Origin of the sequence: Bacillus sp. 3a (genome assembly GCF_017161885.1) — a bacterium.
Lineage (GTDB): Bacteria > Bacillota > Bacilli > Bacillales > Bacillaceae > Bacillus > Bacillus safensis.
In genome coordinates this window covers 1,186,074-1,212,575 of the sequence record NZ_CP067376.1, presented here as the reverse complement: position 1 = coordinate 1,212,575, position 26,502 = coordinate 1,186,074, and the positions used below count along the sequence as shown (strand labels likewise).

Here is a 26,502-nt window from a genome sequence, read left to right as displayed (position 1 = left end):
GAAAGGATGACATTCATATTGAAAAAGAAAGAAAAAATGATCATTGAGGCTGGCATGAAATTATTTGCCAGCAAAGGCTACAACACAACGTCTGTTCAGGAAATTGCGGATGAATGCCACATGTCAAAGGGTGCTTTTTATCTTTATTTTAAATCAAAGGAAGCATTGCTCATTTCGATCCTTCATTACTATTACGATAAGGTATTTACCCGGATTCATGAGGTTCAAACAGAGGGCGGCACACCAAAAGAAGCCTACCGCAAACAGCTCACTGTCTATTACGATAATATTTTGCAGCAAAAGGATTTTATTAAAATGCAGCTGAGCGATCGAGCGCTTCCTATGACTCAAGAAACGCAGCAGCTCGCAAAACAAATTAGGCTTGCGACGATTCAGCTTCATATCGACAATATTAAACAAGTGTATGGAGACGCTGCCATTCCTTATATGGCTGATTTATGTTTGACGATTGAGGGCATGAGCCACGTTTATTTCGAGCTTGCGATTTTATATGATTTTCAGCTGGAAGCAGAAGAGCTTGCCACAACCATGATTCACCGTATCGATGATTTGATGGGCGGTATGATGAAGCGAAAAGATCTTCCTCTCATTTCTGTAGATCAAGCGAGCGATTGGTTTGGTCCGATTTATGAACGGTCATTCGATCCGCTCACAGAATCTCTTTTACAGGAATTAAGAGAGATGGCTGAAGCACACTATGAAGTGAAAGACGAGCCTGAATTATTTGAAGCGCTTGGCATTCTGGAAAATGAATTAAACAAACAAAAACCAAGACAAGTCATCGTGAAAGGCATGCTGTACCAATTGAAATTATACGCACCGCTTCAAACCAACTCCGAATCTCTTTTGCGTATTTTGAAAGAGGATCATTTGTAAAACCCAGGGGATGCCCTGGGTTTATTGTTGTGATAAAAAATCAAAATCCTTATGTGTCAGTTCAGGAAGTTTGCTGGCTTGAACTCTATTTAGTAAGTCATCTACATATCTTTGAACAGCAAGCATGTCACAAGGAAAATCAAATTCAAATTCTTCCTCTATCGACAGAGTGTCCATACAATACGAACAGGTTGGTTTAAAGCCAAGCATATCGTTATTGAAACTTAGAACATCTTCATACGACTCTTCTGACAGCTCAAAATGAGAGATCAAAAATATATCAATATGATTCCCACCCTCGGGCCGTCTTTGATCAATATATAACAAAAAAGCTGACTCCTCCGTATCTTGGGACATTACTTGAAAGAATTCAACATCGCGTGTCCGCAACCATCTAATAAACCTTGTCTTTAATGTTCTCACAACTATTCACCTCAAATATCTTCCCACATAAAAACCAGGGGCAGCCGCCCCTGGTTTCTTATTTTGCTTTCGGTGTCACCATTTCCTCTGGTTTCACAAATTGCTCGAACTGCTCTTCTGTTAACAGCTCTAATTGAAGTGCTGCTTCTTTTAGTGTTAATCCTTCTTTGTGCGCAAGCTTCGCAATTTTCGCTGCATTTTCATATCCGATGTGCGGGTTTAGTGCCGTCACAAGCATCAATGAATTGTTCAAGTTTTTCTCAATCGTTTCAAGGTTTGGTTCGATTCCAACTGCACACTTGTCATGGAATGAGTTCATGCCGTCAGCAAGTAGTTCAACTGATTGCAGGAAGTTATAAATGATGACTGGCTTAAATACATTCAGCTCAAAGTTTCCTTGGCTTGCTGCAAAACCGATTGTGGCATCATTCCCCATGATTTGTGCTGCAATCATGGTTAAAGCTTCACTTTGGGTTGGGTTGACTTTTCCTGGCATAATGGAGCTTCCCGGCTCATTTTCAGGAATGATCAATTCACCAATTCCGCAGCGAGGACCACTTGCAAGCCATCTCACATCATTGGCAATTTTCATTAAGTCAGCTGCAAGTGCTTTTAAGGCTCCGTGTGCATACGTAATTTCATCATGACTTGTCAGCGCATGGAATTTGTTTGGTGAAGAATTGAATGTTTGACCTGTCAGCTGGCTGATTTCCTCAGCAACATATTGACCGAACTCAGGATGTGCGTTAATGCCTGTACCAACAGCCGTTCCGCCAATGGCCAATTCTCTCATTTTTTCAGTTGATTCTAGAATCATTTCTTTTGAACGGTCCAGCATGTATACCCAGCCGCTAATCTCTTGGCCAACTGTCAGCGGTGTTGCATCCTGCAAGTGCGTACGGCCGATTTTCACAATCTCTTGATACGCTTTTGCTTTCTCATCAAGAGTTGTTCTTAACTGGTCAATAGCAGGCAGCAATTTTTTGTACACAGCTAAAACAGCTGCCACGTGCATAGCCGTTGGGAATGTATCATTTGAGCTTTGGCTGCGGTTAACGTCATCATTCGGGTGAATGCTGAACTCGCTATTTTTATCTTTCAAATAAGCAGTTGCTCTGTTTGCAACGACTTCGTTCATGTTCATGTTACTTTGTGTTCCACTGCCTGTCTGCCAAACAACAAGCGGGAAATGCTCGTCATACTTTCCGCTGATGATGTCATCACATACAGCAGCAATAGCTTCTGCTTTTTCGCTTTCAAGGTTGCCAAGACGCTCGTTCGCAATCGCTGTGCTACGTTTCAAAATTGCAAACGCATTCACAACTTCCTTTGGCATTTTCTCAGAACCGATTTTGAAATTTTCTTTGCTTCGTTGTGTTTGTGCACCCCAGAACTTGTCCTTCGGCACTTTGATTTCGCCCATTGTATCTTTTTCGATTCTAAATTCTGTCATTATGTATCCCTCCATAGCTTCTCATCACTCAACTCTATTCTATACAAAAAACGAAAATCCTTTAAGCGTTTTCAATTAAAATTTTATCTTTATTTTAATTTTAGTTCAATATAAACGCGAACATCCTTCGAATATTTGTATTTTGGGTTCGTTTTTCCGTAATTCTTTGATGTATATGTCACCTCATAATGCTTGTCAAACGACTGTAGAATACGGTCGATCTCCTCTTTTGTTCCTGCTAAACGAATCTGTGCCATCTTGTTTCCTCCAAAACCCTCATTCTTTCTTTTACCACAAAATAATGTAACACAGAATATTGTTTTTTCAAGCAGGTAATGCTAAGAAAAAGATTTGAGGCGGGTGATCCGAATGAATCAGACTCCATTAAAAGAGCACTTATACGATAATCTCTCCGTCATTCTTCCGCAATTAAAGGAAATGGACGATTTGGTCCATGAGAAAAAAACGCTGCCTCACGGACAGGTGGTTTACTATTTATACATAAAAGAAATGAACGAAAAGATGGAGATTCAAACCTTTTTAAAGCTGCTTCTCCAAGATCATACGTCTCTCACAAAAGAGAAGTTAGAATCCAATTTATCGATGATGACCACACGTTCGGTGAAAACCTCTGAGGAATTGGTCGATGCGATTTTTGATGGGCATTGTGTTGTTCTGATTAACGGATTTCAGCATGCGTATATTTTAGAAACGCACGGAACAAAGAAACGCAGTATAGGGGATGCTACCTCTGAAACAGTTGTGAGAGGACCGAAAATTGGCTTTATTGAAGATTTAGATACGAACTTAGCTCTTGTAAGACAGCGCTTGAAAAACCCCGATCTTAAAACCGTCGACATGAAGATTGGTCAAAAAAAGTACACCCAAGTGACCATCATGTACATTGACGGTATGGCTCAATCGTCTGTTTTAAAAGAAGTGAAAAAACGACTCAAGCAAGTCACCATTGATGATATACAAGACTCCGGTGTTCTTGAGGAACTGATTGAAGACAATGTGTACTCGCCTTTCCCGCAAATACAAAACACAGAACGGCCGGATAAAGTGGCCTCTGCTTTAAATAATGGACGTGTCGCCATTTTTGTTGATCATTCTCCTTTTGTGTTAATTGTACCTGCTTCTCTCGCGACGATTATGCAATCACCTGATGATTATTATGAAAGATGGATCGCTGCCTCTCTCATTCGGATGCTGCGGTTTACCTCTATCTTTCTGACATTATTTTTATCAGCCATTTATATTGCACTTGTGTCCTTCCATCAAGGGCTTTTACCAACAACTCTTGCTATTTCAATCTCAAGCACTAGAGAAAATGTCCCCTTTCCGCCTATTGTGGAGGCACTGATCATGGAGATAACGATTGAGCTGCTGCGGGAAGCCGGTTTAAGGCTGCCAAATCCGCTCGGGCAAACGATTGGACTTGTAGGCGGAGTTGTCATCGGGCAGGCGGCCGTTCAGGCTCATATTGTGAGCTCGATCATGGTGATTATCGTCAGTGTGATTGCCCTCGCATCATTCACTGTCCCGCAATATGGGATGGGCATGTCGTTCCGCGTGCTCCGGTTTGTGTCCATGTTTACAGCAGCTACCTTTGGTTTATATGGGATTGTGCTGTTCATGCTCGTTCTCCTTACTCATTTAACACGGCAAAAAAGTTTTGGGACGCCTTATTTCTCACCAGATTTTGTGTTCAGCTATAAAAACGAAGACAATTCCATCATTCGATTGCCTTTAAAAAATCAAAAGAAAGGAGAACGATATGGTCAATCATAAAGAGTCGATCACCAGCTATCAGGCAAGTGCCATCATTGCCAATACAACATTAGGTGCAAGTATGATGATTCTGCCAAGAGCAATGGCTCAGGCTGCAGCTACACCTGACGGCTGGATTGCGCTCTTACTCATGAGTGGCATTTACATTGTATTTATTTTTGCGAATGTCCTTATGATGAAAAAAGTCCCCTTCTCCTCTTACTATGATTATACGAACGAGGGGCTTGGCAAGTGGATCGGTGCCCTTGCTAACCTGCTCATTATTATTTATTTTCTCGGCGTTGCCAGCTATGAAGTGCGGGCTATGTCGGAAATGGTGAAGTTTTTTTTGCTTCAAAACACTCCAGTAGCGGTGACAATGATCAGCTTTATTTTGGTCGGTCTTTATCTTGTCGTCGGCGGGATTGGTGATTTTGCCAGACTGTGCCCTTTTTTCCTCATTGTCACCCTGATTATCTTATTTATTGCTTACGGACTCAGTGTTCAAGAGTTTAAGTTAGATAACCTCCGGCCTGTTTTAGGCGAGGGCTTCTCCCCTGTCTTCAAATCCTTTAATGCATCAGCCATTTCGTTTGTCGGTATTGAAATGATGCTGTTTATGCCTGTCTATATGAACACGCAAAAACACACCTTTGCTTATGGCGCAATCGGCTTTTTGATTCCTGCGATCATTTATATATTCACCTATATTCTTGTCGTTGGTGCGTTCACGGTGAAAGAAACTGCGACGTTGACTTGGCCGACGATTGCTTTATTTCAATCGTTCGATATACAGGGGATCTTTATTGAGCGGATTGAATCTTTTTTGCTTATCGTTTGGCTTGTTCAGCTTTATACGAGCTTTGTAGGATATACGTTTTTTGCTGCAATGGGGGTATCCAAACTAACAAAATTACCCAAAAAAGTCGTACTCACGTTGATGGGAATTGTCATCTACTTTGCCGCCGTTTTCCCAAAGGATGTTGATACAGTGCGTGATTATTTAACCTATGTGAACAATTTATTTTTCCTTTTATTCGGCATTCTCCCGTTTCTCTTATTTATCATCGTATTTTTGAAAAGGAGGCGGAAAGCGGCATGAAAAAGAAAGTGGTTTTTGCATTAATGACCCTTGTTCTATTAAGTGGATGCTGGGATAGTACCAATATTGAGGAACTCAACATGGCGATTGGTTATGGCTTAGATAAAGGAGATGACGGTCATAAGCTTAAAATATCAATGCAAGTCCTTGTTCCTCAAAAAATTGAACAAGAATCCAGCGTAAAAGACCCAACAAAGATTATAGAAACGAGTGGTGATTCCGTACATCAAATATTCCGAACAACGACGCTCAAAAGTCACCGGATTTTCGCCCAGCAGCTGAGGGTGTATTTATTTTCTGAGGAACTTATCAATGAGAATAATTTCGACCTCGTCATTAATCAATTTATTCGCGACAATGAAACGCGGAGAGGAAGCCTCGTCTTTATGACCTCAGAAAAGCCTGGGGACTTGCTGAAAATCAATGACGATGGGCAGCCAGCTTCTTCTACATTATATGATATTTCTGGGAATACAAAATCGACCATACGTATGTTCAAGCCCGTTTCATTAGGAGATATTTCTTCTGCTATGCAAAACAACGTATCTTTTGCTGTTCCGAAAGTCGGTGTGGATCAAGGGAAATTAATACTCGATGGAGCCTCTATTATTAAGAACAGACGATTTCTCACCAGCATCTCTCCGTTAGCCGTGCAGTCATACAACTTGTTGACTGGGGACGGAAAAGGCGGAGTCATTGAATTTGAATATGATCACAGCATCTATTCGTTTGAGATTTTTAAACTGAAACACAACATTGAAACGAATAAAACAGCGAGCGGAAAATATCAATTTAATGTGTCAGTGGCGCTTGAAGGAAGGTTGTCTGAGGATTGGAATGAGCGGGAAAATGCATTTAATGAAAAGTATCTCCAAGAGATTGAAGGTGTCGTGGAGCGTCGATTAGAGAAAAACGTAAAAGATTTCATTGGAGAATTACAGCATGAGATCAAAGCAGATATTTGCGGGTTTTCTCAAAAAGCGAGTATTGCGTATCCGAAGGACTTTCGAAAAGAAGCGAAGCATTGGGATGAAATTTTTAGTGAATCGGACATTCGTTACAAGGTAAATGTGAAAATCCGTGACTTCGGGACTAAGGGCGCAACACAATCTTTATAGAGTGTGTTAAAATGGTAAGAAAAAAAGGGTGTCAATCATGAAACGAGCTTTACTTTCGGCCGGCATTCTATTTTTGATTCTAGGGATACTTCTGTTAATCGTTGTATTCACGCAATCAAAAGAAGATTTCTTCATTGAAGCCGACAGCTTTTCAAGCACATTTTTGATCGTGGTTTATTATGGACAAACCCCTGCGCTCCTTCTGTTGGGAGGCGGTTTATTCGTCGGACTTTCACAGATCATTGATTTGCAGGAAAAAAAAGCGGCAGCAGCAAAGGAGAGCGTAAAGCTTTTATCCGAAATGAAGAAAACCCTGGAAGAAAAATCGGCCAAGGAGCAGGAGGCTTTTCCAGTTCCTGAGCTCCATCAACTATCCGAACGTCCGATCACAGGACAGAAGGACTAATTTTACGCATGTTCTAGCAGCTTTCACTTGAAAGCTGTTTTTTTATTGAATCAGCTTATGACGGTGCGCATACACAGCCGCTTGCGTTCGATCTTCCACATCAAGTTTGGAAAGAATGTTGGTAATATGGGTCTTCACCGTCTTAATTGTAATAAATAATTCCTCGGCAATGACCTTATTCGATTTCCCATCCGCAATCAGCTTCAAGATCTCCATTTCTCTTGCTGTTAATGAATCGTGAAGGATGGACCCATTTGATGAATGACGGAGTTTATTCATAACCTTTCCAGCCACTTTTGATTCAAGTCTTGGTTCACCGATACTTGCTGATCTGATGGCATCAGCAATTTCTCCTGCCTTGGATGTTTTTAATAAATAGCTTAAAGCACCCGCCTCAATCACTGGATAGACTTTATCATCGTCAATAAAGCTCGTCAGAACGATGATTTTGGCATCTTCAATTTCCTGACAAATTCTTTTCGTTGCTTCGATGCCATCCATCCCTTCCATGACAAGATCCATTAAAATTACATCTGGCCTTAATTCAACGGCTAGCTCTACACCTTTTTGTCCATCTGACGCTTCACCAATGACTTCAATATCAGCCTGCGCCTCTAAAAAGGCCGCAAGACCCATTCTCACCATTTCGTGATCGTCGATTAAAAGCACTCGAATCATCGAACGTTCTCTCCTTTTCCTTCATCAAAAATGGGAACCTTCACATCAATTTGTGTGCCTTTTCCCTCAAATGACATAATCTCTGCGACACCGCCTACTTCACTTGTTCTCTCTCGAATCGATTCAAGTCCGTAGGAGGCTGTCTTCACATGATCTGTTTGAAAGCCGATACCATTATCAATAATCTTTAGCTGCACTTGCCGGTTTCTTATGAGCAGGCGCACAGTTACCTTTGTCGCCTTTGCATGCCTAAATACATTAGACAGGGCTTCTTGCACAATTCGGAAGAGGTGGTCCTCTACTCCTTTAGATAACGGAACATCATCTTCGATTTCCCAATCAATATCAATCGGCTGCTTTGCTTGGAATTCATTTAGCAGCTCAATTAAGCCTTTTTTCAGGTCTTTTCCTTCTAGCGTGATCGGTCTTAGGTGAAGCAGAAGAGCACGCATCTCATTTTGTGCATCGCCAGCCATTCGTTCGACAAGCTGCATTTGCTTTAATATCTTTTCGTCCTTTTCCTTCATGCCTTCAAGAATAGCTGAAGTCATCATTGAAATCGCAAATAACTGCTGACTGACCGCATCATGGAGCTCTCGTGCAAGCCGCTGCCGCTCTTCTGAGACGACCGATTTCTTCATTTGAACCTGCCATTCAGCCCGTTCATTTGAAAGCTTTTGCAAAGAGGCTACTTGCCCTTCGACCCGCTTCGCCATTTCATTTAATTGATCGGCGGCTAAGCCAATTTCATCGTCGCCAAGAGACGGCAGTCTGTATGCAAAGTTTCCATTTTCAAATTTCAAAATCGACTCAACAAGCTGATCGAGGCGTTTCTTATGCTGATAGCCAAATACACTCCCGGCAGAAATCCCAATCGCAAGACTAACGATGAGTAAAATACAAAAAAACGGTATGCCAAACCAGCGGGTAGAAAGCAGGATCATTGGATCAAGCTGATAATAAAAAAACATCGGCAGGGTCGTCATCGTCACAACACCGAGCGAGATACCGACGCCAAGACGAACAGATTGCCACTGGAGACCTAAATGCAATTTCCTCATAAGTATCTCACATCCACATCTCCGATCAGCAGAGAGATGGAGATTTTCACTTTTCGTTTGCTCTCATCGTAATCGTTGGTCATCACGTACACTTTACTGCCAAACCCGCTTCTTTTTTCATCTATGATTTTCATATCACCAATCGCAGCGGAAGCACTCACACATACTTCAATATCCTGCGGTACGTAAATATCCACATCTCCGATCAGCCCGCTAATCACGATCGTACTCTCTTCTTCTGCGATGATCGCCTTTGATAAATCGATTTTAACATCGCCAATAAAACCTGAAATCGTCAAATCACTTAATTGAAACGGCTTTTTCATCAGCCTGACTTCACCAATAAAAAAGTCATGCTCTTTGCGCGGCTTTGTCTGGCTTTTTGTTTTCTTCTGATCGCTCTTTTTTTCAAGATTGACTTTCAGTGAAGGCTTCCCTTCGTCTGATGTTTCCTTTTTATCGACATCAAAAACAGGTTTATTTTTCAATAAGCGATAGCCGGCATAAATCAAAAAGGCCGCAAATAGGTAACCTGTTAAACTAAATGTAATATTGAGCAGAAATTTTAAGAAGAGAAAGCCGGCAAAAATATAGGAAACTGAACCGAGCCAACGTTTGGATCGTGAGTGCAGCCAATAACCCGCCAGCGCAAAAAACACAGGCCAAAACAAATCTGCTCCGATCCCAATAATTTTGAGAAATAAATTAATACCAAATATCACAACAATGATGCCTAAAATTTGATTCCTTGTAAAACGCAGTTGACTCGCCTCCTTCCTTTCTATCATTCATTACCGCAGCTTGAGGTTACCACTTGTCATTTCAATATCGACTACATGTGTCCCTTTTCCCCGCGTACCTGTAAAGCCACGACTTTCATTATCCACTTGATCAAAGTCATACGAGTGATCGACGCTTCCACTTGTTTTTTTCACCTGAACGTTGAAATCTCCGTCATCTGGCAAATTAAATTTCGCGCTCCCTGATGTCATATGAAAGGAGACAGGTGACTCAATTGTATCAAAACTTGCTGTCAATCGGCCGCTTGTCATGCCCAATTGCAGCTCGCCTTTGACATCATTAATATCGGCACGCCCTGAAGTTGCCCCAATATCACTATCCTTCGCATCAATGTGCGACACTGCCAGTCTGCCAGAGGTTGCTTTGATTTCTACATTTTTTGCTGAGAAATTCTCAGCTGTAAGATTTCCACTCGTTGATTTAAGTATCACATCTTGAAGGGACAGCTTTCCTTCTCCGTCAATCTCACTGACGCCGCTTCCACCCGTAATCTTCACATTTTTATGATAATCTGTTGGAATTTTAACTAAAAGCTCTCCTTTTTCAAATTGAGTAAAAAACAAGAAGCTTTTATTTTCAGCACGAATTTTGAACGTACCGCCTGTTTGCTCCGCATACATTTTCCCTTTTCCATTGACAGCAGTCACCGAGATATCGGAACGATTTTCAGGTTTTACCTTCACGCGAAACCCAGAAAGAGAAATATCTAATTGATCAATCTCCTCTTTTTTCGCTGAAGCTGTTGTCACTGGTTTTTCACGGGAAAAACTTAAATGAAAGAGATTTTCATTTTTGAAAAGCATGCCAATCATTAAAAAGATACCTACAAGTATACAAATTAGACCGATTAATCGCTTCATTTATACCATCCCTTTATCTTCTGACCTTTTCATTATAAGGAAAAGCGAAACAGAAAGAAATCAAATATCGGAAGAAAAAGCCTGCTTTTCTTCCGATTTGACCTCTATACGTTTGCTTGCTGCTGTTCAGGCTTTTTCTCAAGTTTCAGCTTCTGCCATTCTTTTTCAACCTCATCGGCGTAGTCTAAATGAGCATATGCCCCTTGATCTGCAAATTGTGCATAGCTGCCTGCTTTTGTTTCCATTTCTTCAATACGGTTCTCCATTCGAAGAAACTCTTTATATGCACTTTCACTGTCTACTTTATTGATGGAATCATTCATATGCTGCTTTGCCTGTGCGGCATTGGCTCTTGCAATCAGGGCCTGCTTCTTGTCTTTTATATCACGCAGCTTTGTTTCTAAGTGCTGCAATTGCTCTTTCAGCTCTTTCAATTGTTTCACAGATTGCTGGTAGGCTTCCTGGTATTCGTTGTGCTTTTCTTCAAAATACTTCATTTCTGTGAGCGCTTTTCGTGCAAGCTCCTCTTCTCCCGCATGATATGCCAGCTCGGCCTGTTTCTTTCGCTTTTCAGCAAATGCTTCCGTCTCTTCTGCTTTTCGCAGGAAGCCTTGCTGAATCGTTTGCTGTTTGATGATGGCATGTTTCGCTTTCGCAACATCATCCTCCATATCACGAACGTATTGATTCAGCATGACACGCGGATTCTCCAATTTATCTAAACCTTCATTGACAGTTGCAACAAACATATCTCTTACTCTTCTTAATACCATTTGATATTCCTCCCTTTATTTTTTCTTTAAAAAGTCTTCCCACTCTTGATCAAAAGACGTATGAATCGGTTCTTCCGTATTAGGTGCCGTGTTTGGCTCCATATAGGCTCTGCTTGATGATTTTTCGGTAGATTCACCATTGATCATCGACCAGCCAAAATAAAGAAGTACCCCTGCAAATGCGATGCCGAGTATAAACGGCAGAAATTGCACGACGATCAATACACCAATGACTGCTAGAATGACACCTAAGGTTTTACTGCCTTTTTCGTATTTTTTAACACCTACATAGATGAGCCCTGCACCAATCAAAACCGGGATCAGACCACCAAATGAACCACCAAAGAAGATGGATAAACCGACAAACAATAAAATTGAACCGATAATGGTTTTACTTGTTATTTTCATCTTCATGCCTCCTTTCTTGCTCCTTGCTTTAACTATAGTCAAAAAAGAAAGCCGGCAAAACGTGTCACAGATTGATCTTTGTTTGCGACTAGAGTCGTAACAATGCTCAGACTAAGCGGCAGAACCTAATAAAAAAGCACTCTTCTATGAAGAGTGCTTTCCTTATTTAGAACGAAACACATCGGCACTTCGTTCATATTCAACATCAGCTTCACCAAGCCGATAATTCACGATTCGAGCGGCTGCAAATAAATAATCGGATAGACGGTTTACGTATGTGAGCGCAACGGCTGGAATCTCCTCCTGTTTTGCAAGCGTCACAATATGCCTCTCGGCTCTTCTGACGACTGTCCGCGCTACATGTAAGAGAGCAGCGCCTTCCTGACCACCCGGTAAAATAAACTTAGTAAGCGGCTCAGCCTCTTCTACATAGACATCCATTCTTTCCTCAAGGACTGTCACAGAGGCTTCTGTTAATTTGCCTTCTTTACGTGGTTTGACTGCTGCCAAATCACCACCGCAGTCAAACAGCTCATGCTGTATAACGATCAGCTCTGACAAAAGGTCCGGAAACAATTCGCCATGCTGCCGTAATTTTGCATGCGCGAGTCCAATAAAGCTATTCGCCTCATCTAACGTACCATACGCCTCTACTCTCACATCATCTTTATCGGCTCTTCCGCCAATCAAGCCTGTTTGGCCCTGATCCCCGGTTTTCGTATAAAGTTTCAACGGTTTGCCCCCTTTTCTACTGCTTTGTCTCTTTAGTATAACCTGAAGTTAAAAAGATGTATTTGTTTTATTATGAAACACTTTTACTGAAAATCACTCCAACCCTCTTATATATGTTGAATGATGAAACATCCCGTTTTATAATGAATGAAAGCGCTTTTTAATTATGAGAGATGGGGTGGGATGTACGTGAGTTTACAAAATAAAGTAGCAATCATTACAGGTGCAAGCAGAGGAATTGGCCGCGCCATTGCGGAGGCACTTGCCTGCGAAGGAGTGCGCGTCGTTCTCAATGGAACGAACGACATGCTGCTGCAAGAGGTTTGCTCCTCACTGAATAAAAAAGAGAAACGAGCCGTTTATGTTGCTGGTGATGCTAGTTTACCAGAGACAGCCTCTTCACTCGTGGAGCAAGCGAAAACACATTTTGGACAGATTGATCTGCTGGTCAACAATGCTGGGATCAATTTACGAAAATCCACAGTCGAGACATCCCTTGATGAGTGGAAACGATTGATTGATATTAATTTGACCGGCACGTTCCTCATGTGCCAAGCGGTCATTCCTGACATGATCAAACAACAAGGCGGAAAGATTATCAATATGAGTTCTACAACTGGCAAAACCCCTCATCACAATGCATCACCTGCATACGGTGCATCAAAGGCAGGCATCAATTATTTAACCATGCATCTTGCCAAAGAATTAGCAGAACACCACATTCATGTGAATGCTGTCTGCCCTGGTCCAATTGAAACAGACATGAGCAAACAGTGGAGCGATGAATATCGGCGTTCGGTTTTAGATAGAATTCCTTTGAAAACGATTGGAACACCAGAACAAGTCGCAAATGTTGTGACATTTTTAGCTTCTGACCAGTCGGATTTTATCACAGGAGAAACCATCAATATGAATGGCGGAACGTATATGAACTAGAAAAAAAGAGCCTCTCTTAAAGGCTCTTTTACTTTTCATATTGATTTTCTCTCGTACCAGAAAGCATGATGGCCTGTCTAATAGCTTCTTCCATGCTCGCAGCATCAGCTTTTCCTGTTCCTGCGATATCAAATGCCGTCCCATGATCGACACTTGTACGGATAATCGGCAGCCCAACTGTAATGTTTACACCCGACTCTAAACCAAGCACCTTAATCGGTCCGTGCCCTTGATCATGATACATCGCCACAACGATATCAAAGTCACCTCTTACTGCCCTAAAGAACAAGGTATCAGCAGGCAGCGGCCCAAATACTTGAATCCCTTCTTCCTGCGCTAGTTCAACCGCTGGGATGATCTTCTCCTCTTCTTCTCCGTTCCCAAACAATCCATTCTCCCCAGCATGCGGGTTAATCCCGCATACAGCGATTTTAGGAGCAGAGATCCCAGAACGGACGAGTGTATCATGTGCCAGCTTAATCGTCGTGTATACACGCTCAGAATTAATCTTTAAAATGGCATCCATTAATCCAATATGTGTGGTGACATGAACTACCTTTAAGTTAGGGGCAGCCAGCATCATCGCATAATCTTCTGTACCTGTCAGGTCAGCTAAAATTTCTGTATGTCCTGGATACATATGACCTGCCTTATGAAGTGCTTCTTTGTTTAGCGGCGCTGTGCAAATGCCGTCAATTCTACGGTCATTTGCAAGACTAATGGCTTTTTCAAGATATCGGAAAGCAGCATTTCCTGCTTCTTTTGATATGTCCCCAATTGGAATCTCGTTCGTTAAGAGCTTAAGGTCTAAGCACGGAACTGCTCCGGCTTTCACCTGCTCCGCTTCCTCTGGTTCTTTGATACTTACAATCTCCACATCTGTATTCACAAAGTCTTTTGCCCTATTTAATATACTGGTATCTCCGATCACAAATAGAACGGCTTCTTCATGTAAACGCGTTTGCTGAAAAGCTTTTAAAATAATTTCAGGACCAACACCAGCCGCATCTCCCATCGTTACAGCAATGATTGGTTTTGACATTCGACTTCCCCCTCTATCTTTTTCAGCACTTCTACCGCGTGGAGTACTGAATTTTTTTGACCGTAAGCTCCTGCTTTCGTAACCGCATATAAATTCGTATCAACGAGCTGACCGAGCGGGATGCCAGGTTCAATTTCTTTCAGCAGCCGAATACCTCCTGCTCCAAGCTCTTGGCAAATCGCCCGCGCTGTATCTCCACCAGTTAGGAAAAGTCGTCTCATTCCTGATAATGTGACAATGTCTTTTGTGATCATTCCAAGAAAGACGGACAAAGCACTTCCAACCTCTTGTCTTGACAGCCCTTTCTTTTCTCCGTAAACCAGCATCTTTTCAACCATCTCTGGCCGTGCATCTGTGTAAAGGAGAATATCTTCGTTCTGACGCTTACGCAGTTGATCGAGAACTGATTTTCGTTCCCATGCTTCACGGCCGTTTAATACATTCAGCGGGTTCACTTTTATCTCAAAACAATCGTGAGTTTCTCTTAAATAAGCAAACTGCTCATTTGTTTTTTGAGAGGCACTTCCAGATACGATGAGGACAGGTCTCTGTTTTTTAAGGCGAGAAGTATTTCTATGTTTAGCGACATATGCCGATAATGCACCAGCTAGTCCCGCTGAACCGACCCATAGTATTCTTTTATCCATCTTCATAAACACTTCCACAATCCGCCCTAAATCATCACTTGTTTCTGCATCACACACAAACCATTGGTGACCATGCTTCAATAAGGATGATACCTCATCACTCGTTCCTTTTAGCTCTTCGCCGATTGTTTGTTGAGAAAGGTTTTTTGGTCTGACGTTCGTCTGCTCCTCAATTAAATCTGATATGCTGGATGTCAAAACTGGTGTTTTCGGATCCTTTGCTGCCTCTGACAGATGAACAGGCATTCCTTCCACATAATGTATGCCATTATTGGTTGCTCTTTGTGCATCTGGGTAGGCAGGTGCGATAACCGCCGCATCAAATGGGCCAATATCCATTAGTGCTTGCAGTTCAATTCCTATATTGCCTCTTAACGTTGAATCTATTTTTTTAAAGAAAAGGTGCGATTCATCCTGGAGAAATGGCTGCACCATTTGGCTGACCTCATGGTAGGCGTTCTCTGAAGGCATACTTCGTGAATCGGTATCCACTATCAGCACATCCTCTTTATACCTGTCAATGCCTTCAAATGACGTCTGAAACAGGACAGAGGCTGTGAAGCCCGCTTTGACAAATTGAACACCCGTATCGTTGGCACCTGTCAAATCATCCGCCACAATGATTACCTTTTGCTCTAATTTCGCTCCTTTTTTTAATAGATCGTTTGTCATTTAGACACCTCGGCCTCATTACATATTATTCCTTTAGCTTTCTCCATAGCGTCGTACGGTTGATATTCAACCGCTTTGCCGCCTTTGATTGATTCATATTTTCTTCTTCCAGCACCGTTTTGATAATCCGTCTTTCAATTTCATCAAGCGTTCCATTCAAATAGCTGGACAGCTGTTTTTCTTCATTTTCAAAAGCAAGCTGATCAATTGCTGCCTTTGCCTTATTCAACGTGATATATCCACTTTTTGTCGTCAGCACAAGCTCCTCAATGATCCGCTTGAACTGCCTGACATTTTCTCTGAATTTCTGGTGTTGAAAGGCTTCAATCACATCTGATGACAGCCCAACCACCTGCGTCCCGTAAAGAGAATTTAGTTCCGCAATAAATAACCTGCTCATGTCCTCAATATCCTCTGGCCGTTCAGATAACGGAGGGACATGAATCGTGAGCTCCTGTAAGCCTGTATATAATTCCTCACTAAACGCTCCAGATTGCATCAATTTGAACAAATCCACTTGAGACGCAGCCATCCAGCGAATATTCTGATGCTGATGCATCTGCTCGGCAATGAGCTGCTGTATATCCATTGGAACGCTCTCAATATCCTTTAGAAACATCGTCCCTTTTTGATGCAGAGGGATTGATTTTAAATCTTCCGGTTCTATCAAACGTCTGCAATGTACCGTCGTAAAGCTCTCATCTTTCCTCTCGCTCATTTGATGGATGGCAAATGCAAGGCTTGATTTACCAGTTCCTTGTTCACCATAAAGGCAAATCGAGCGCTCCGTTTGGCTAAACGTTTTTGCCCTTTTGATCACATCTTTCATTTTCGGGCTCTGTTCTGTAAAAAGAGCAAATGGATGTTCTGAATGAATAGGCGACGCAAGCGTCCAAATACGATGACCTTCTTGATTCATCACAGCCGAAGGCCTTTCAATCGTGACAAGCAACTCGCCTTTCGATAGCATGCTTCCTTTGACATGCCACACTTGCTGCTGATGAGATATTTGAGAATAACCATTTTGTTTCCCTTCTCGAATCGCCTTTAGTGCCGGTTCAAGTGCTGGACACCATGTAATCACATCGGCATGAGAAGCAGACGGTGCAAATAATCCTTTTTCTGTCCATTGTTTCATTTGTTGATTCATAAAATGAAGCTTGTTGTGTGGATCGACGATCAGCATGCCTTTTGGCTCTTGATCAATCATTTCACGAAAAAGACGCTGTTCAGCTGTCGCCTCTTTATATAAACGATACATTTGTTTTGCTTGATGAAATGCTTCTTTGACCGATTCACGACCTGATGTAATGAGCATACTCTGCATTCCCAGCTCTTTAGCCGCTTTATCTGTAATGACATCTCCAAGCACAACCTGTGTCCCTTGATCTTGTAATTGTTTTAAGAGATCCCATACCTCTTCCTCTTGCTGCACTGTGTAAATATCAATTTTAATTCCGTATAATTCCCCAATGGTGCGGACACCTTGAGTGATATTTTCAAAACCCACGACCGCTTTTTTACCTTGATAATCTTTTATCAGCGTTAAGGCACGAAGCAAGTCGTACCCTGATACAGGGATATCCACTACTGGGATGTTCACATGTTTTTGAATGAGCGCAGCTGTTCCGCCCCGGCTCATAATGATATCCATCCCTTGAGCTTCTGCTTGTTCTGCGAGAGCAACCCCAGACCGAAGATCTCCGACTACAAGCTGGAATGTGATATTTTTTTCTTCTTTGGCAAGGTCGATTAACACATCTCCCAACCCTTTATACGGCGCAACACCTAACACTTTGATATTCATGAAAAGGACCCCCATTTTTTATCTCTTCATCATGAGACATACCTTGAGGGAGTCCAGCCGATAGAAAATGGGGACAACCCTCCAAACATCAATTATAAATGAAGCAAATGAGGGTTACAATTCACCAGAAGCAGGGCCCTCTTGCAGTTAAGAAGTGCGATTGACCCATTCTTCTGTCACACACACATATTTGATCGCCTGCCGATAATACGTAAACGCAATATGCAGCTTCCCGTCTTTTCCTTCCGTGATGGATGGATAAGAATACTCTCGATTTAGTTTATCCTTTGAATTGTTTGTCATCGCATATCCATCACCCACTTCAAGGTTACGTCTGATAGGCCATGTATGACCATTATCCTCAGAGAGCGCCAAAGTCATTGGTGCACGCGGTGTTCCCCAAAACGCTGGACGTGCTTCTGTATCAACCGCCGTGCGCGTATCGCCTTCATCCTCAATTTCATCGTATAAAGAAGCTCTTCTTTCTGTTTGCTCATCCGCATTGATATGATTATAGACTAGGGCAAGATGCCCATTTTGGAGCACTGTAAATTGAATGGATGAATTATTATTGGGCAGCTCCGTCGCCTTTGGCTCAGACCATGTCCGTCCATGATCGACGGAACGGCTGATATAAATCGAATCAGCAAACCGGCTTCTAAAGAGGGCTATGAGGGACCCGTCTGCACACTTTCCAATATTCATATGAACACAGCCCGTGCTGTTTGGTACAATGACCTCATCCCATGTCTTTCCTTGGTCGGATGAAATTTTCACAGCACTGACATCCCGGTTCCCTGTCCATTTGACGCCTGGAATGGTCTTACAATAGAAGACGGGCAGCAGCCAATCTTGATTATCCAGTACAACAATCGGCTGCCGTATAAACGTACCCGGCTGTTCAAACAAAGTATCAATCTCACCCCATGTCTCACCTCTATCCTCTGATAGCCGGTATCTCACGATGGCGGTATCTTGATTCCCAGATAGCTGCGCGGTATACAGCAGCCATAGTCTGCCATTTCCCTCTTGAAACAGAACTGGATTTTGTTCAGAGCGTGCAGGATCGTTAGATAACTTCACTGCCTCTGTCCACTTGTTACTTCCCCGTTTGAGTCTCGACATATAGATTGAGATATCAGGTATTCCCTCCTGCGTTCCGCCAAACCAAACACATAATACATCTCCATTATCCAGCTCAAGTAGATTGGCCGCATGATTTTGCACACAGTCTGTTGGCAGAAAGGCTTCTTTTCTCTCTGTATCTTGTTCATTTTGTCGCAAAATTCCATCTATTTTCATCATAGTCTCTTCATTTGTCATGACAATTCTCCTTTCAATGATTGATCCTTTTTAGCAGGCGGACTGATAAGTCGATCGATTACCAGCACAAGGAAAGGAATGATAATAGCAATATACATATTATCGATTCCGAACGGATTATCGAGTAAATACCAAACCGTCGTGGTAACACCTGAAGCAGCAAGGCCAATGGTCGCCCCTCTATTTGAATTAAAGTATGGCAAGTAAAAGCCCATTGCTGCTACAACGGCGATCGATGTTCGAAGCGCCCTTGTAAAAAAGGAAAGGGACAGCAGCTCCGGCGCAAGTGCCACTCCGACAAGAGGCACAATTCCAACGAGTACAGCCACATACCTCGTGATTTTCATTCTCTGCTCTGGTGTTGGATTCATTTTCGGCACATAAAAATCATCGATAATTAAGGTTGTCGTCGCAAGCGCGACCGTCGACACACCGACAAAAATGGATGCCACAAGCGATGTTGCCACAATGGCACTCAAAATTGGATTCATATGCTGTAAAAAGACAGGGAAGGCATAAATAGGATCAATGTCTGGATACAAATAATGTGCAGCTACACCGATCACACCAATCGCAACGGCGAGCGGCAAACAAAGCAGAGCTGCATAAAGTGTCGATTTCTTTGCCTCACGCTCACTTTTCGACGAGGTGATTGCTTGAATAATAAACTGCGTAGCAAAGATGGCGCCCATGTTTCCTATAAACCAAGCTCCAATTGTCCCCCAACCAATTGTCCCGTCCCATGTAAAGAAATGATCAGGCATCGTTTGTTTCATCGGTTCAAAGCCTTTTGTTAAATAAAGGGCTACCCCTAGTGTAATTAAAATTCCCGCATACTTCACGATCGAATGAAGGATCGTGACCCATGCTACCCCTTTCATTCCTCCGAATGTAAAATAAAATGTACTCACAACGGCCGTAATGATCGCACAGGTCATTAAAGGAAGCCCTAAAATGGATGCAATAGCAGCTGACCCACTTAAATAGTTTCCTAGATTCACAAGCAGTAATGCAGCAATCATAATAACAGAAACAACTAGCTTCGTTGATTTCCCAAACTTCTGATCGATAATACCTGAAATGGTGTACTGCCCTGTTCGATAAAACTTGCCTACTAAGAAAAATGAAAAAATAAAAAAGGCGATAGCGACGGTCACAATAGACCATGAAGCAGAAAGCCCATGCGTAAAGGCAGATTCTGCAGTTCCAACAGTGGATTTCGTTCCAATGAATTCACTCATGAGCAAAATACCGACTACAATGGCTGGAAGTGACTTAGCAGCATTGTTAAATTCTGAATTGGATTTACTGCGGAAACGCATCGTCAGCCAAGTCGTAAATAGTATATAGAGAATAATGACGATCAAAATAAATGTGATGACAGAACTGCTTAAGACATTCATTTAAAATCCCCCTTTGTGTGCAAGCCGTGTGAAGCAACTTCTCATGTCCCATCCCAATGAAGCATTAAGCGTCAAGCAGTTTCATGTATACCTGTTCAATTTCGGAAACAGACATTGGCTTTGGATTGTTGTCCATTAATCTCTTCACCTTTGAAGCTGCTTGAGCAAGAGCCGGTACATCCTCCTTCGACACGCCAAAAGCTTTGAGCTGCTGTGGAATGTGTAAATCCGCTGTCCATTCTTCAATTTGATGAATCACACGCTCTGCAAGCTCCTGCTTTGTGTGAGCTCCCGCTAGTCCTATTGCTCTTGCCACATGTTCAAGCCGATCAATGATATGATCTGCATTAAAAGCAGTGACGTGCGGAAGCAGCATGGAATTAGCAACACCATGAGAAATCTTGTATTTCCCCCCTAATGGATAAGCCATGGCGTGAACAGCCGCAGTTCCGGCACTTGTAAGCGCCATTCCCCCATACATAGCACCAACAAGCATATTTTCTCTTGCCTTCATATGATCCCCGTGATGATACGCTTCCTGAATACTTCCTGAAATCAGCCGCATCGATTCCAAGGCAAACATGTCACTGAATGGATTGGCTTTATTTGAAATATAAGATTCAAGCGCATGCGTAAAAGCATCCATACCTGTAGCTGCGGTAATAGATTTCGGCAAGTTGAGTGTAAGTGCAGGATCTAAGATGACAAGGTCTGGCAAAAGATGCGGACTAACCATTCCAATTTTCAGTTCCTTTTCTGGAAAAGTCACAATTGCATTTGGTGTCACCTCAGATCCCGTACCAGAGGTTGTCGGAATTAGAATCGTCGGCACTCCCCTTTTTTCCACAAGGTTTGTGCCAACGAGAGCAGAAATCGGCTGATTGTTTGTCTTAAGAACAGCTAGAATTTTTGCAGCATCAAGGACACTCCCGCCACCAATGCCAATAATGGCGTCATGCTCTCCTTTTAAAAAGGTGTGGAATACGCCCTCGATATTTTCTTCTGTTGGTTCAGGTTTGATTTCTGTACTTATCTCACTTGCTATCCCCTTTTTCGCAAGTTCTCTTTTGATGTGATCTGCATAACCAAGTGATACGATAGATGGCTGCGTTAATATAAAAATGGATGTGAGTCCGCTAAGCCCTAAACTATCTAATTTCTCCCCAAGAAGGTCTAAAGAACCTGCGCCAGATACAATGTGTGATGCCGTCTGAAAGTGATAATGCGTGATCGTCATCTCTTCACTACTCCTTTGCCGCTTTTCCTTGTTTGCGATAGTCTTCAACCATTTGTGCCACAGCTTCCAATGCCTCACCTGACAGCTCTTTTACAGGGCTTCTGGGCGGGCCAACCGGAATTCCATAAAGCTCTGCTGCCTTTTTCAAAGGTGCTGGTAATGTCCCTAAACCGAATGTTGCTCTTAATGGCTGCAGCTGCTTCTGGAAGTGCTCACTTTCGTCAAGCTTCCCTTTTTGAAAAGATTCATAGAGTCCAACGACAGTTTCAGGCAGTACATTTGCAGTTGCTGCGACCGCCCCTGCTCCGCCGAGTTTCAATGTCTCCAAAATGAGTGAGTCTGTACCTGCAAGAACAACAAAATCTTCATCTTTTGTGACATCCAGATATGCCTTGATATTTTCAATGTTTCCACTGCTATCTTTAATACCTAGCACATTCGGAAGTGCACTGAGCCGAGCAACCGTCTCTTGTGCTAGCGACACTCCTGTTCTAGATGGAATGTTATAAAGCAGAATCGGAATATTCACATTCTCAGATATGTGGCGAAAGTGCTCATACAGCTCTTCTTGGGTTGGTGCAACAAAATAAGGTGTAATGATAGACAGAACATCTACCCCTAGATCTGCCAGTTTATTTGACAACCTGATGGTTGCCTTCGTACTATTTTCACCTGCTCCAATAAATACCGGCACTCGTCTGCCAACAGCATTCACGACAGTTTCAGCAATTTGAAGCTTTTCTTCCTCTGAAAACAAGTGAAACTCTCCATTTGTGCCTAAAGCAAAGATGCCGTGTACACCTGACTCGATCAAATGATTCACTAATTGCGTTGCCACTTCGGGATGAAAATGTTCTTTCTCAGTAAGCGGTGTCAAAATAGCTGGTATAATTCCTTGAATGTTCAAATGATCCTCCCTTTCTTATATGTTGCATTTTTAAACATATTATAAATTAAGCGCTTTCATGTTATTTATTATAAAAGGATTTCGATTAAATTAGCAACACTTTTTTGATTTTTCACTATAATCCGTCCTTTTCTTATATAGCTGTTGATGTTTTCAACAAAAAAGCGAACCATTTTGGTTCACTTTTGAATGACATTCAACGTACCATCCTTTTTATTTCATTATAAAATAGCGATTGAAGATATAGTTTTTAATGCCTAAAATATGATTAAGACAAAATGAAGGAGGATGGTATGAGTAAATTTAGTTTATTTAACAAGTTTTTGGTAAAAGAAGGCAAAAAAGAAAAAATGGTTGATATTCTGTTAGAAGCAGCAGAATCAATGAAGAATTTGCATGAATGTGAAATATATCTTGTGAATATTTCCGAGAATGAACCAAGTTCTGTTTATGTTTATGAAGTGTGGGCAAATGAAGATGCCCATCAAGCGTCTCTAGGTCTCGAAGCTACCCAAACATTAATAAGTCGTGCGAAACCAATTATTACTGGTATGGAAAGAATCAATACTTTAATAACACGAGGCGGAAAGGGCATTTCATCTAATTAGAATTCGACCGTCTTAGACATAAAATTAGAACTGGCTGTCATTGTGACAGCTTTTTTTCTTATTTAAAGCAAAGATTAAGAACTATTGTCAGGACTACACATTTTAGATATGTGTAGTCCTTTTATTTCAACTGTTTTACTCAACTAACCTAAATATAATTGTACATTCACTTTTGAATGACATTCAACGTTTGAAGAAGCCCTTGCACCTTTTGTCCTAATCTTTCGTGTAAATGGTCAGCATCTTCCGTTTCTTGCGTATTGGGTGCAGCGATGCACAGATGATGGATCGGATAACTTGTTTCTTGCTTCATGATGTGCATAAGCTGCCCCATGAGCTGAACAGCTGCGCCATCTGCTAAAGATCGTTTTAGGATAAGCCAAATGGTCAACGCTTCCTGCTGAAGCATGCCGTAAAGGATCATATCGTCTTCAGCGTCTTCTGCGGCAAATTGTGCTAATCTGTTTGCTTGCTCAAAAAACAGCATATCTTCATCTGACTCTAGCTGCTCATGAAGCGTCTTCGTCCCCGTTCCAATAGACCTTTTCCAAAAGAACCCGCCGTTTTTCTTATATGAGGAAAGGATGCGAAGAGGCTGATTAATGGAAAACGTCATTCCTTCTGAACCATATGTCCTCCAACCATCCGCTATGTTTACAATTGATGCTTTAGAAGGGGCTGCAGGCTCAACCATCAGCTGAGGGTTTGCCCTAAATGGATGCTGGAGCGGTGTCACATTTGTTTCATACACACGGTTGATTCGTTCAGTGGTCAAGACGTGATGCGGCATTCCTAACATGTCAGTCTTTCCTTCATGAAGCAGCAGCAGCCGATCACAATATAAACTGGCGATGTTCACATCATGGAATACGCCAATGACCGTTAACCTAGAGGAAGCAGTTTCTTCTTTAATTAAATCAAGCAAATCTTTTTGATAGGCTAAATCAAGGAAACTCGTTGGTTCATCCAGCAATAAATATTCAGGCTGCTGCGCCAATGCCTGTGCTAAATACACCCGCTGCTGTTCTCCTCCGCTTAACTCATGGATGGATTGATTCTTAAACTGTGCAACACCCGTTTGTTCCATGACTTTGCTGACGACCTGCACATCTTCTTGCGTGACAGATTGCAGCCACCCTTTTTGATATGGATAACGACCAAATTGGACGGTTTCTTCCACCGTAAATGAAAAAGCTTGGTCCGTTTTCTGCGGCAGAACTGCCATCTTTTGCGCAAGCGCCTTTGGCTGATAGGATTGAATAAGGTGACCGCCGAGACGTACTTCACCGCTCATAGGTGCTAAAATCCCTGCCATCATTTTAAGAAGGGTCGTCTTACCGCTTCCGTTTGGACCGAGTATACCGAGAAATTCTCCTTGCTTTACTTCAAGATTAATGCCACGAATGACCTCTTTCTCTCCATATCCACCTCTGATTTCTTTCACTTGAATCATATGTGCGTCCCCCCTCTATATTTACGAATGAGGATGATGCCAAATACAGGTGCACCAATTAACGCAGTAATGATGCCAATCGGTAATTCAGTCGGCTCGATGATGGTACGGGATAACACATCTGCTAATACAAGAAAGGAAGCACCGTTCAGCATAGACAAAGGCAGCAGATGCCGATGGTCCGTGATAGTTAAGAGGCGGATAAAATGCGGAATCACAAGTCCTACAAAACCGATCGTCCCTGATACCGCAACTGCACTTCCAGTCAGGATCGAGCCCGCCAGCAGCACAATATATTTGCTCCTTTTCACATGTACACCTAATAACTTTGCCTTCTCCTCGCCATACGTCATCACATTCAAATCCCGCCCCATTAACATTAACGCAAAGGTTCCAATAAGAAAGAAAGGAAGAAAAAGCACAATATAACGCCAGCCCCTCATGGACACACTGCCAAGCAGCCAATGAATGATCTCTTTTAGATCATCACCTGTTAAAGCAATCATCAATGAAATGAGCGCACCCAAAAAAGAGCTGAAAATCACTCCTGTCAAAATTAAAGAAGAAATGCTCATCCCCCGATGAACAAGACGCGCAAAAAAGAGAACGAGACAGAGGGTCACAAGCGCTGTTGTCATACTGAATAATGGCAGTGTGAAACTACCAAAAAGCGGGAGCTGCAAGCTGAAAAACAGGGTCGCTACGGCTCCAACTGATGCCCCTTGAGATACCCCCAGCGTATAAGGGTCAGCAAGAGGATTTTTTAATAAACCTTGAAAAGCTGCACCAGATAACGCAAGTGCTGCTCCGACTAATGCCGCTAATATGACCCTTGGCAGCCGAATGTTCATCATAATATTGCGATCGATGGAATCAATGGTTCCAAACTGCACTCCGAATAGTTCGTGAACAAATATTCGAAGAATAGAAGGAATGGGAATCCCTAAGCTTCCAAAGGAGATTCCCATTCCAATGCTCATCACAAGAAGTAAAACACTTAGTGTATATGCGATGGTCAATTTATTTGAACGTATCAGGATAGACGTTTTTCGCAAGAGCCTCGACTCCTTCAACCAATCGCGGTCCCGGTCTTGATGCGAGATCCGTATTCAATTGAAAGACTTGTTTTTCTTTCACTGCTTTCATTGCATTCCAGCCGTCTCTTTTTTTCAAGTCAGCTAAGCTGGAACCATCAATTGTCACGATAACATCAGGATTTCGCTTGATGATCGATTCTTCTGTCATTTGCACCCAGCCAGTTTGATCGCCTGCAGCATTTTTGGCATGAATAACAGAAAGCATTTCATCCATAAATGTATTTTTACCAGTTGTATAGATTTCAGGTGCACCTGACACTTCGACAAAGACTGTTTTTTGCTTGTCTTTCGAAATCCCCTCTGCTTGTTTCTTGATGTCATTCAGCTTTGTTTTCATTTCGTCTACAAGCTTTGTTGATGCTTCTTTCACGCCAGCTGCTTCACCGATCATATTGATTGATTTGTACACATCCTTAAAGGATGTTGCATCATTTACAGTCAGCACTTGGATCCCTGCATCTTCAAGCTGTTTAAATCCATCTTTTGATCCCATCTGAGATGCATGTGCTAAGACAAGATCTGGCTTTAAGGAAATGACCTTCTCGACATTGAATTCAAGTCCGCCAATCTTCTCTACCTTTTCGACTTCCTTTGGATAATTGTCAAAGTCTGATCGTCCAACCATTTTATCTCCAAGACCGAGTGCATAAGCAACTTCCGTATTACTTGGAATTAACGAAACAATTCGTTTAGGCTGTTCTTTAATTTCAACTGTTTTGCCAGCTGCATCTTTTATTGATACTGGAAAAGCCGCAGTGGCCGTTTCTTTATTTTGTGACCCTTTTGCTTTGTGATCTGTCTCAGCGCCTGCACATCCTGCTAAAACACCCATCACAAGCAATAACGATAGCCAAATAGCTGTTAACTTTTTCATGAGTGAACCCC

General features: G+C 42.2%; 27 protein-coding genes. 7 read left to right on the top strand and 20 right to left on the bottom strand.

The annotated features are described in order from the left end of the window. Window positions 1-18 precede the first annotated feature (18 nt). Window positions 19-897 carry a TetR/AcrR family transcriptional regulator gene (locus JJ692_RS05900; RefSeq protein ID WP_073207361.1) on the top strand — a complete coding sequence of 293 codons (879 nt, stop codon included), beginning with the start codon at window positions 19-21 and terminating at the stop codon, window positions 895-897. Window positions 898-918: 21 nt separating this feature from the next. Here the strand turns inward: JJ692_RS05900 and JJ692_RS05895 are convergent, their stop codons facing one another. The 3 genes from JJ692_RS05895 to JJ692_RS05885 form a co-directional block, all read right to left on the bottom strand. After that, window positions 919-1,224: a hypothetical protein gene (locus tag JJ692_RS05895; RefSeq protein WP_225315506.1), complete on the bottom strand. Its 306-nt coding sequence runs from the start codon at window positions 1,222-1,224 to the stop codon at window positions 919-921. 154 nt (window positions 1,225-1,378) lie between these two features. Further along, window positions 1,379-2,773: a class II fumarate hydratase gene (fumC, locus tag JJ692_RS05890; RefSeq protein ID WP_024423418.1), complete on the bottom strand. Its 1,395-nt coding sequence runs from the start codon at window positions 2,771-2,773 to the stop codon at window positions 1,379-1,381. An 89-nt stretch (window positions 2,774-2,862) separates the two neighbouring features. Beyond that, a complete protein-coding gene (locus JJ692_RS05885) occupies window positions 2,863-3,030 on the bottom strand; it encodes a YvzF family protein (RefSeq protein WP_122632046.1) in 168 nt (55 codons plus the stop codon). Window positions 3,031-3,142: 112 nt separating this feature from the next. Between JJ692_RS05885 and JJ692_RS05880 the strand changes: the two genes are divergently transcribed. The 4 genes from JJ692_RS05880 to JJ692_RS05865 are packed head-to-tail and all read left to right on the top strand — an operon-like array spanning window position 3,143 to window position 7,172. Continuing rightward, window positions 3,143-4,567: a spore germination protein gene (locus JJ692_RS05880; protein ID WP_024423419.1), complete on the top strand. Its 1,425-nt coding sequence runs from the start codon at window positions 3,143-3,145 to the stop codon at window positions 4,565-4,567. After that, complete coding sequence (locus JJ692_RS05875) at window positions 4,554-5,648, top strand: GerAB/ArcD/ProY family transporter (protein WP_044331290.1); 1,095 nt, start codon at window positions 4,554-4,556, stop codon at window positions 5,646-5,648. Before JJ692_RS05880 ends, JJ692_RS05875 begins: the two co-directional genes overlap by 14 nt. Beyond that, window positions 5,645-6,766 carry a Ger(x)C family spore germination protein gene (locus JJ692_RS05870; RefSeq protein WP_044331292.1) on the top strand — a complete coding sequence of 374 codons (1,122 nt, stop codon included), beginning with the start codon at window positions 5,645-5,647 and terminating at the stop codon, window positions 6,764-6,766. Before JJ692_RS05875 ends, JJ692_RS05870 begins: the two co-directional genes overlap by 4 nt. Window positions 6,767-6,803: 37 nt before the next feature. Further along, the gene (locus JJ692_RS05865) at window positions 6,804-7,172 is read left to right on the top strand and encodes a hypothetical protein (RefSeq protein ID WP_041107739.1); all 369 of its coding nucleotides are present in this window, start codon (window positions 6,804-6,806) and stop codon (window positions 7,170-7,172) included. Window positions 7,173-7,214: 42 nt separating this feature from the next. On the opposite strand, the gene liaR is transcribed toward JJ692_RS05865, so the two are convergent. From liaR to JJ692_RS05830, 7 genes are all read right to left on the bottom strand, one after another. Continuing rightward, window positions 7,215-7,850, bottom strand: a complete 636-nt coding sequence (gene liaR / locus JJ692_RS05860; protein ID WP_024426015.1) for a two-component system response regulator LiaR — start codon at window positions 7,848-7,850, stop codon at window positions 7,215-7,217. Continuing rightward, entirely contained in the window at window positions 7,847-8,911 is a 1,065-nt protein-coding gene (gene liaS, locus JJ692_RS05855) for a two-component system sensor histidine kinase LiaS (protein ID WP_024426016.1), read from the bottom strand. Before liaS ends, liaR begins: the two co-directional genes overlap by 4 nt. Further along, the gene (gene liaF / locus JJ692_RS05850) at window positions 8,908-9,699 is read right to left on the bottom strand and encodes a cell wall-active antibiotics response protein LiaF (RefSeq protein ID WP_200891439.1); all 792 of its coding nucleotides are present in this window, start codon (window positions 9,697-9,699) and stop codon (window positions 8,908-8,910) included. Before liaF ends, liaS begins: the two co-directional genes overlap by 4 nt. A 3-nt stretch (window positions 9,700-9,702) precedes the next feature. After that, window positions 9,703-10,572 carry a LiaG family protein gene (liaG, locus tag JJ692_RS05845; protein ID WP_044331294.1) on the bottom strand — a complete coding sequence of 290 codons (870 nt, stop codon included), beginning with the start codon at window positions 10,570-10,572 and terminating at the stop codon, window positions 9,703-9,705. A 104-nt stretch (window positions 10,573-10,676) separates the two neighbouring features. Further along, window positions 10,677-11,345: a stress responsive protein LiaH gene (liaH, locus tag JJ692_RS05840; protein ID WP_024423427.1), complete on the bottom strand. Its 669-nt coding sequence runs from the start codon at window positions 11,343-11,345 to the stop codon at window positions 10,677-10,679. 15 nt (window positions 11,346-11,360) lie between these two features. Continuing rightward, complete coding sequence (locus tag JJ692_RS05835) at window positions 11,361-11,753, bottom strand: membrane protein (protein ID WP_024426019.1); 393 nt, start codon at window positions 11,751-11,753, stop codon at window positions 11,361-11,363. Window positions 11,754-11,915: 162 nt separating this feature from the next. Further along, entirely contained in the window at window positions 11,916-12,485 is a 570-nt protein-coding gene (locus JJ692_RS05830) for a cob(I)yrinic acid a,c-diamide adenosyltransferase (RefSeq protein WP_024423429.1), read from the bottom strand. A gap of 189 nt (window positions 12,486-12,674) precedes the next feature. Here JJ692_RS05830 and JJ692_RS05825 point away from each other — a divergent pair, with 189 nt between their 5' ends. Further along, window positions 12,675-13,421 carry an SDR family NAD(P)-dependent oxidoreductase gene (locus JJ692_RS05825; RefSeq protein WP_024423430.1) on the top strand — a complete coding sequence of 249 codons (747 nt, stop codon included), beginning with the start codon at window positions 12,675-12,677 and terminating at the stop codon, window positions 13,419-13,421. A gap of 28 nt (window positions 13,422-13,449) precedes the next feature. Here JJ692_RS05825 and pdxA read toward each other — a convergent pair whose 3' ends face one another. From pdxA to dapA, 7 genes are all read right to left on the bottom strand, one after another. Continuing rightward, the gene (gene pdxA, locus JJ692_RS05820; RefSeq protein WP_206534329.1) at window positions 13,450-14,463 is read right to left on the bottom strand and encodes a 4-hydroxythreonine-4-phosphate dehydrogenase PdxA; all 1,014 of its coding nucleotides are present in this window, start codon (window positions 14,461-14,463) and stop codon (window positions 13,450-13,452) included. Next, a complete protein-coding gene (locus JJ692_RS05815; protein WP_206534328.1) occupies window positions 14,439-15,782 on the bottom strand; it encodes a four-carbon acid sugar kinase family protein in 1,344 nt (447 codons plus the stop codon). Before JJ692_RS05815 ends, pdxA begins: the two co-directional genes overlap by 25 nt. Window positions 15,783-15,807: 25 nt before the next feature. After that, window positions 15,808-17,589: a sigma-54-dependent Fis family transcriptional regulator gene (locus tag JJ692_RS05810; RefSeq protein WP_206534327.1), complete on the bottom strand. Its 1,782-nt coding sequence runs from the start codon at window positions 17,587-17,589 to the stop codon at window positions 15,808-15,810. 147 nt (window positions 17,590-17,736) lie between these two features. Continuing rightward, window positions 17,737-18,912, bottom strand: coding sequence for a sialidase family protein (locus JJ692_RS05805; RefSeq protein WP_098677569.1), 1,176 nt, complete (start codon window positions 18,910-18,912; stop codon window positions 17,737-17,739). Continuing rightward, window positions 18,909-20,315 (bottom strand): sodium:solute symporter family protein, encoded by a 1,407-nt coding sequence (locus JJ692_RS05800; RefSeq protein WP_024423435.1) that lies wholly within the window; start codon window positions 20,313-20,315, stop codon window positions 18,909-18,911. The genes JJ692_RS05805 and JJ692_RS05800 overlap by 4 nt, the downstream gene beginning before the upstream one ends. 64 nt (window positions 20,316-20,379) lie before the next feature. Further along, complete coding sequence (locus tag JJ692_RS05795) at window positions 20,380-21,552, bottom strand: iron-containing alcohol dehydrogenase (RefSeq protein WP_206534326.1); 1,173 nt, start codon at window positions 21,550-21,552, stop codon at window positions 20,380-20,382. Between the two features lie 7 nt (window positions 21,553-21,559). Further along, window positions 21,560-22,459: a 4-hydroxy-tetrahydrodipicolinate synthase gene (gene dapA, locus JJ692_RS05790; RefSeq protein ID WP_206534325.1), complete on the bottom strand. Its 900-nt coding sequence runs from the start codon at window positions 22,457-22,459 to the stop codon at window positions 21,560-21,562. A 293-nt stretch (window positions 22,460-22,752) separates the two neighbouring features. On the opposite strand from dapA, the gene JJ692_RS05785 reads away from it, so the two are divergent. Beyond that, on the top strand, window positions 22,753-23,067 hold the full coding sequence (locus JJ692_RS05785) for a putative quinol monooxygenase (protein ID WP_206534324.1): 315 nt from the start codon (window positions 22,753-22,755) through the stop codon (window positions 23,065-23,067). Between the two features lie 166 nt (window positions 23,068-23,233). On the opposite strand, the gene JJ692_RS05780 is transcribed toward JJ692_RS05785, so the two are convergent. From JJ692_RS05780 to JJ692_RS05770, 3 genes are read right to left on the bottom strand one after another with little or no spacing between them, the layout of a single operon-like run. Then, on the bottom strand, window positions 23,234-24,520 hold the full coding sequence (locus JJ692_RS05780) for a heme ABC transporter ATP-binding protein (protein WP_206534323.1): 1,287 nt from the start codon (window positions 24,518-24,520) through the stop codon (window positions 23,234-23,236). Continuing rightward, window positions 24,517-25,575, bottom strand: a complete 1,059-nt coding sequence (locus JJ692_RS05775) for a FecCD family ABC transporter permease (RefSeq protein WP_024423440.1) — start codon at window positions 25,573-25,575, stop codon at window positions 24,517-24,519. Before JJ692_RS05775 ends, JJ692_RS05780 begins: the two co-directional genes overlap by 4 nt. After that, window positions 25,541-26,491, bottom strand: a complete 951-nt coding sequence (locus tag JJ692_RS05770; RefSeq protein WP_024426031.1) for an ABC transporter substrate-binding protein — start codon at window positions 26,489-26,491, stop codon at window positions 25,541-25,543. Before JJ692_RS05770 ends, JJ692_RS05775 begins: the two co-directional genes overlap by 35 nt. Window positions 26,492-26,502 lie beyond the last annotated feature (11 nt).

Excerpts from the sequence above, each read along its gene's own strand:
- JJ692_RS05880 (WP_024423419.1), top strand. The coding sequence starts at position 3,143 with ATGAATCAGACTCCATTAAAAGAGCACTTATACGATAATCTCTCCGTC.
- liaH (WP_024423427.1), bottom strand. The coding sequence starts at position 11,345 with ATGGTATTAAGAAGAGTAAGAGATATGTTTGTTGCAACTGTCAATGAA.
- JJ692_RS05875 (WP_044331290.1), top strand. The coding sequence starts at position 4,554 with ATGGTCAATCATAAAGAGTCGATCACCAGCTATCAGGCAAGTGCCATC.
- JJ692_RS05780 (WP_206534323.1), bottom strand. The coding sequence starts at position 24,520 with ATGATTCAAGTGAAAGAAATCAGAGGTGGATATGGAGAGAAAGAGGTC.
- JJ692_RS05795 (WP_206534326.1), bottom strand. The coding sequence starts at position 21,552 with ATGACGATCACGCATTATCACTTTCAGACGGCATCACACATTGTATCT.
- JJ692_RS05785 (WP_206534324.1), top strand. The coding sequence starts at position 22,753 with ATGAGTAAATTTAGTTTATTTAACAAGTTTTTGGTAAAAGAAGGCAAA.
- liaS (WP_024426016.1), bottom strand. The coding sequence starts at position 8,911 with ATGAGGAAATTGCATTTAGGTCTCCAGTGGCAATCTGTTCGTCTTGGC.
- pdxA (WP_206534329.1), bottom strand. The coding sequence starts at position 14,463 with ATGTCAAAACCAATCATTGCTGTAACGATGGGAGATGCGGCTGGTGTT.
- JJ692_RS05815 (WP_206534328.1), bottom strand. The coding sequence starts at position 15,782 with ATGACAAACGATCTATTAAAAAAAGGAGCGAAATTAGAGCAAAAGGTA.
- JJ692_RS05770 (WP_024426031.1), bottom strand. The coding sequence starts at position 26,491 with ATGAAAAAGTTAACAGCTATTTGGCTATCGTTATTGCTTGTGATGGGT.
- JJ692_RS05805 (WP_098677569.1), bottom strand. The coding sequence starts at position 18,912 with ATGACAAATGAAGAGACTATGATGAAAATAGATGGAATTTTGCGACAA.
- fumC (WP_024423418.1), bottom strand. The coding sequence starts at position 2,773 with ATGACAGAATTTAGAATCGAAAAAGATACAATGGGCGAAATCAAAGTG.
- liaR (WP_024426015.1), bottom strand. The coding sequence starts at position 7,850 with ATGATTCGAGTGCTTTTAATCGACGATCACGAAATGGTGAGAATGGGT.
- JJ692_RS05865 (WP_041107739.1), top strand. The coding sequence starts at position 6,804 with ATGAAACGAGCTTTACTTTCGGCCGGCATTCTATTTTTGATTCTAGGG.
- JJ692_RS05810 (WP_206534327.1), bottom strand. The coding sequence starts at position 17,589 with ATGAATATCAAAGTGTTAGGTGTTGCGCCGTATAAAGGGTTGGGAGAT.
- JJ692_RS05800 (WP_024423435.1), bottom strand. The coding sequence starts at position 20,315 with ATGAATGTCTTAAGCAGTTCTGTCATCACATTTATTTTGATCGTCATT.
- JJ692_RS05835 (WP_024426019.1), bottom strand. The coding sequence starts at position 11,753 with ATGAAAATAACAAGTAAAACCATTATCGGTTCAATTTTATTGTTTGTC.
- liaG (WP_044331294.1), bottom strand. The coding sequence starts at position 10,572 with ATGAAGCGATTAATCGGTCTAATTTGTATACTTGTAGGTATCTTTTTA.
- JJ692_RS05870 (WP_044331292.1), top strand. The coding sequence starts at position 5,645 with ATGAAAAAGAAAGTGGTTTTTGCATTAATGACCCTTGTTCTATTAAGT.
- liaF (WP_200891439.1), bottom strand. The coding sequence starts at position 9,699 with ATGATAGAAAGGAAGGAGGCGAGTCAACTGCGTTTTACAAGGAATCAA.
- JJ692_RS05885 (WP_122632046.1), bottom strand. The coding sequence starts at position 3,030 with ATGGCACAGATTCGTTTAGCAGGAACAAAAGAGGAGATCGACCGTATT.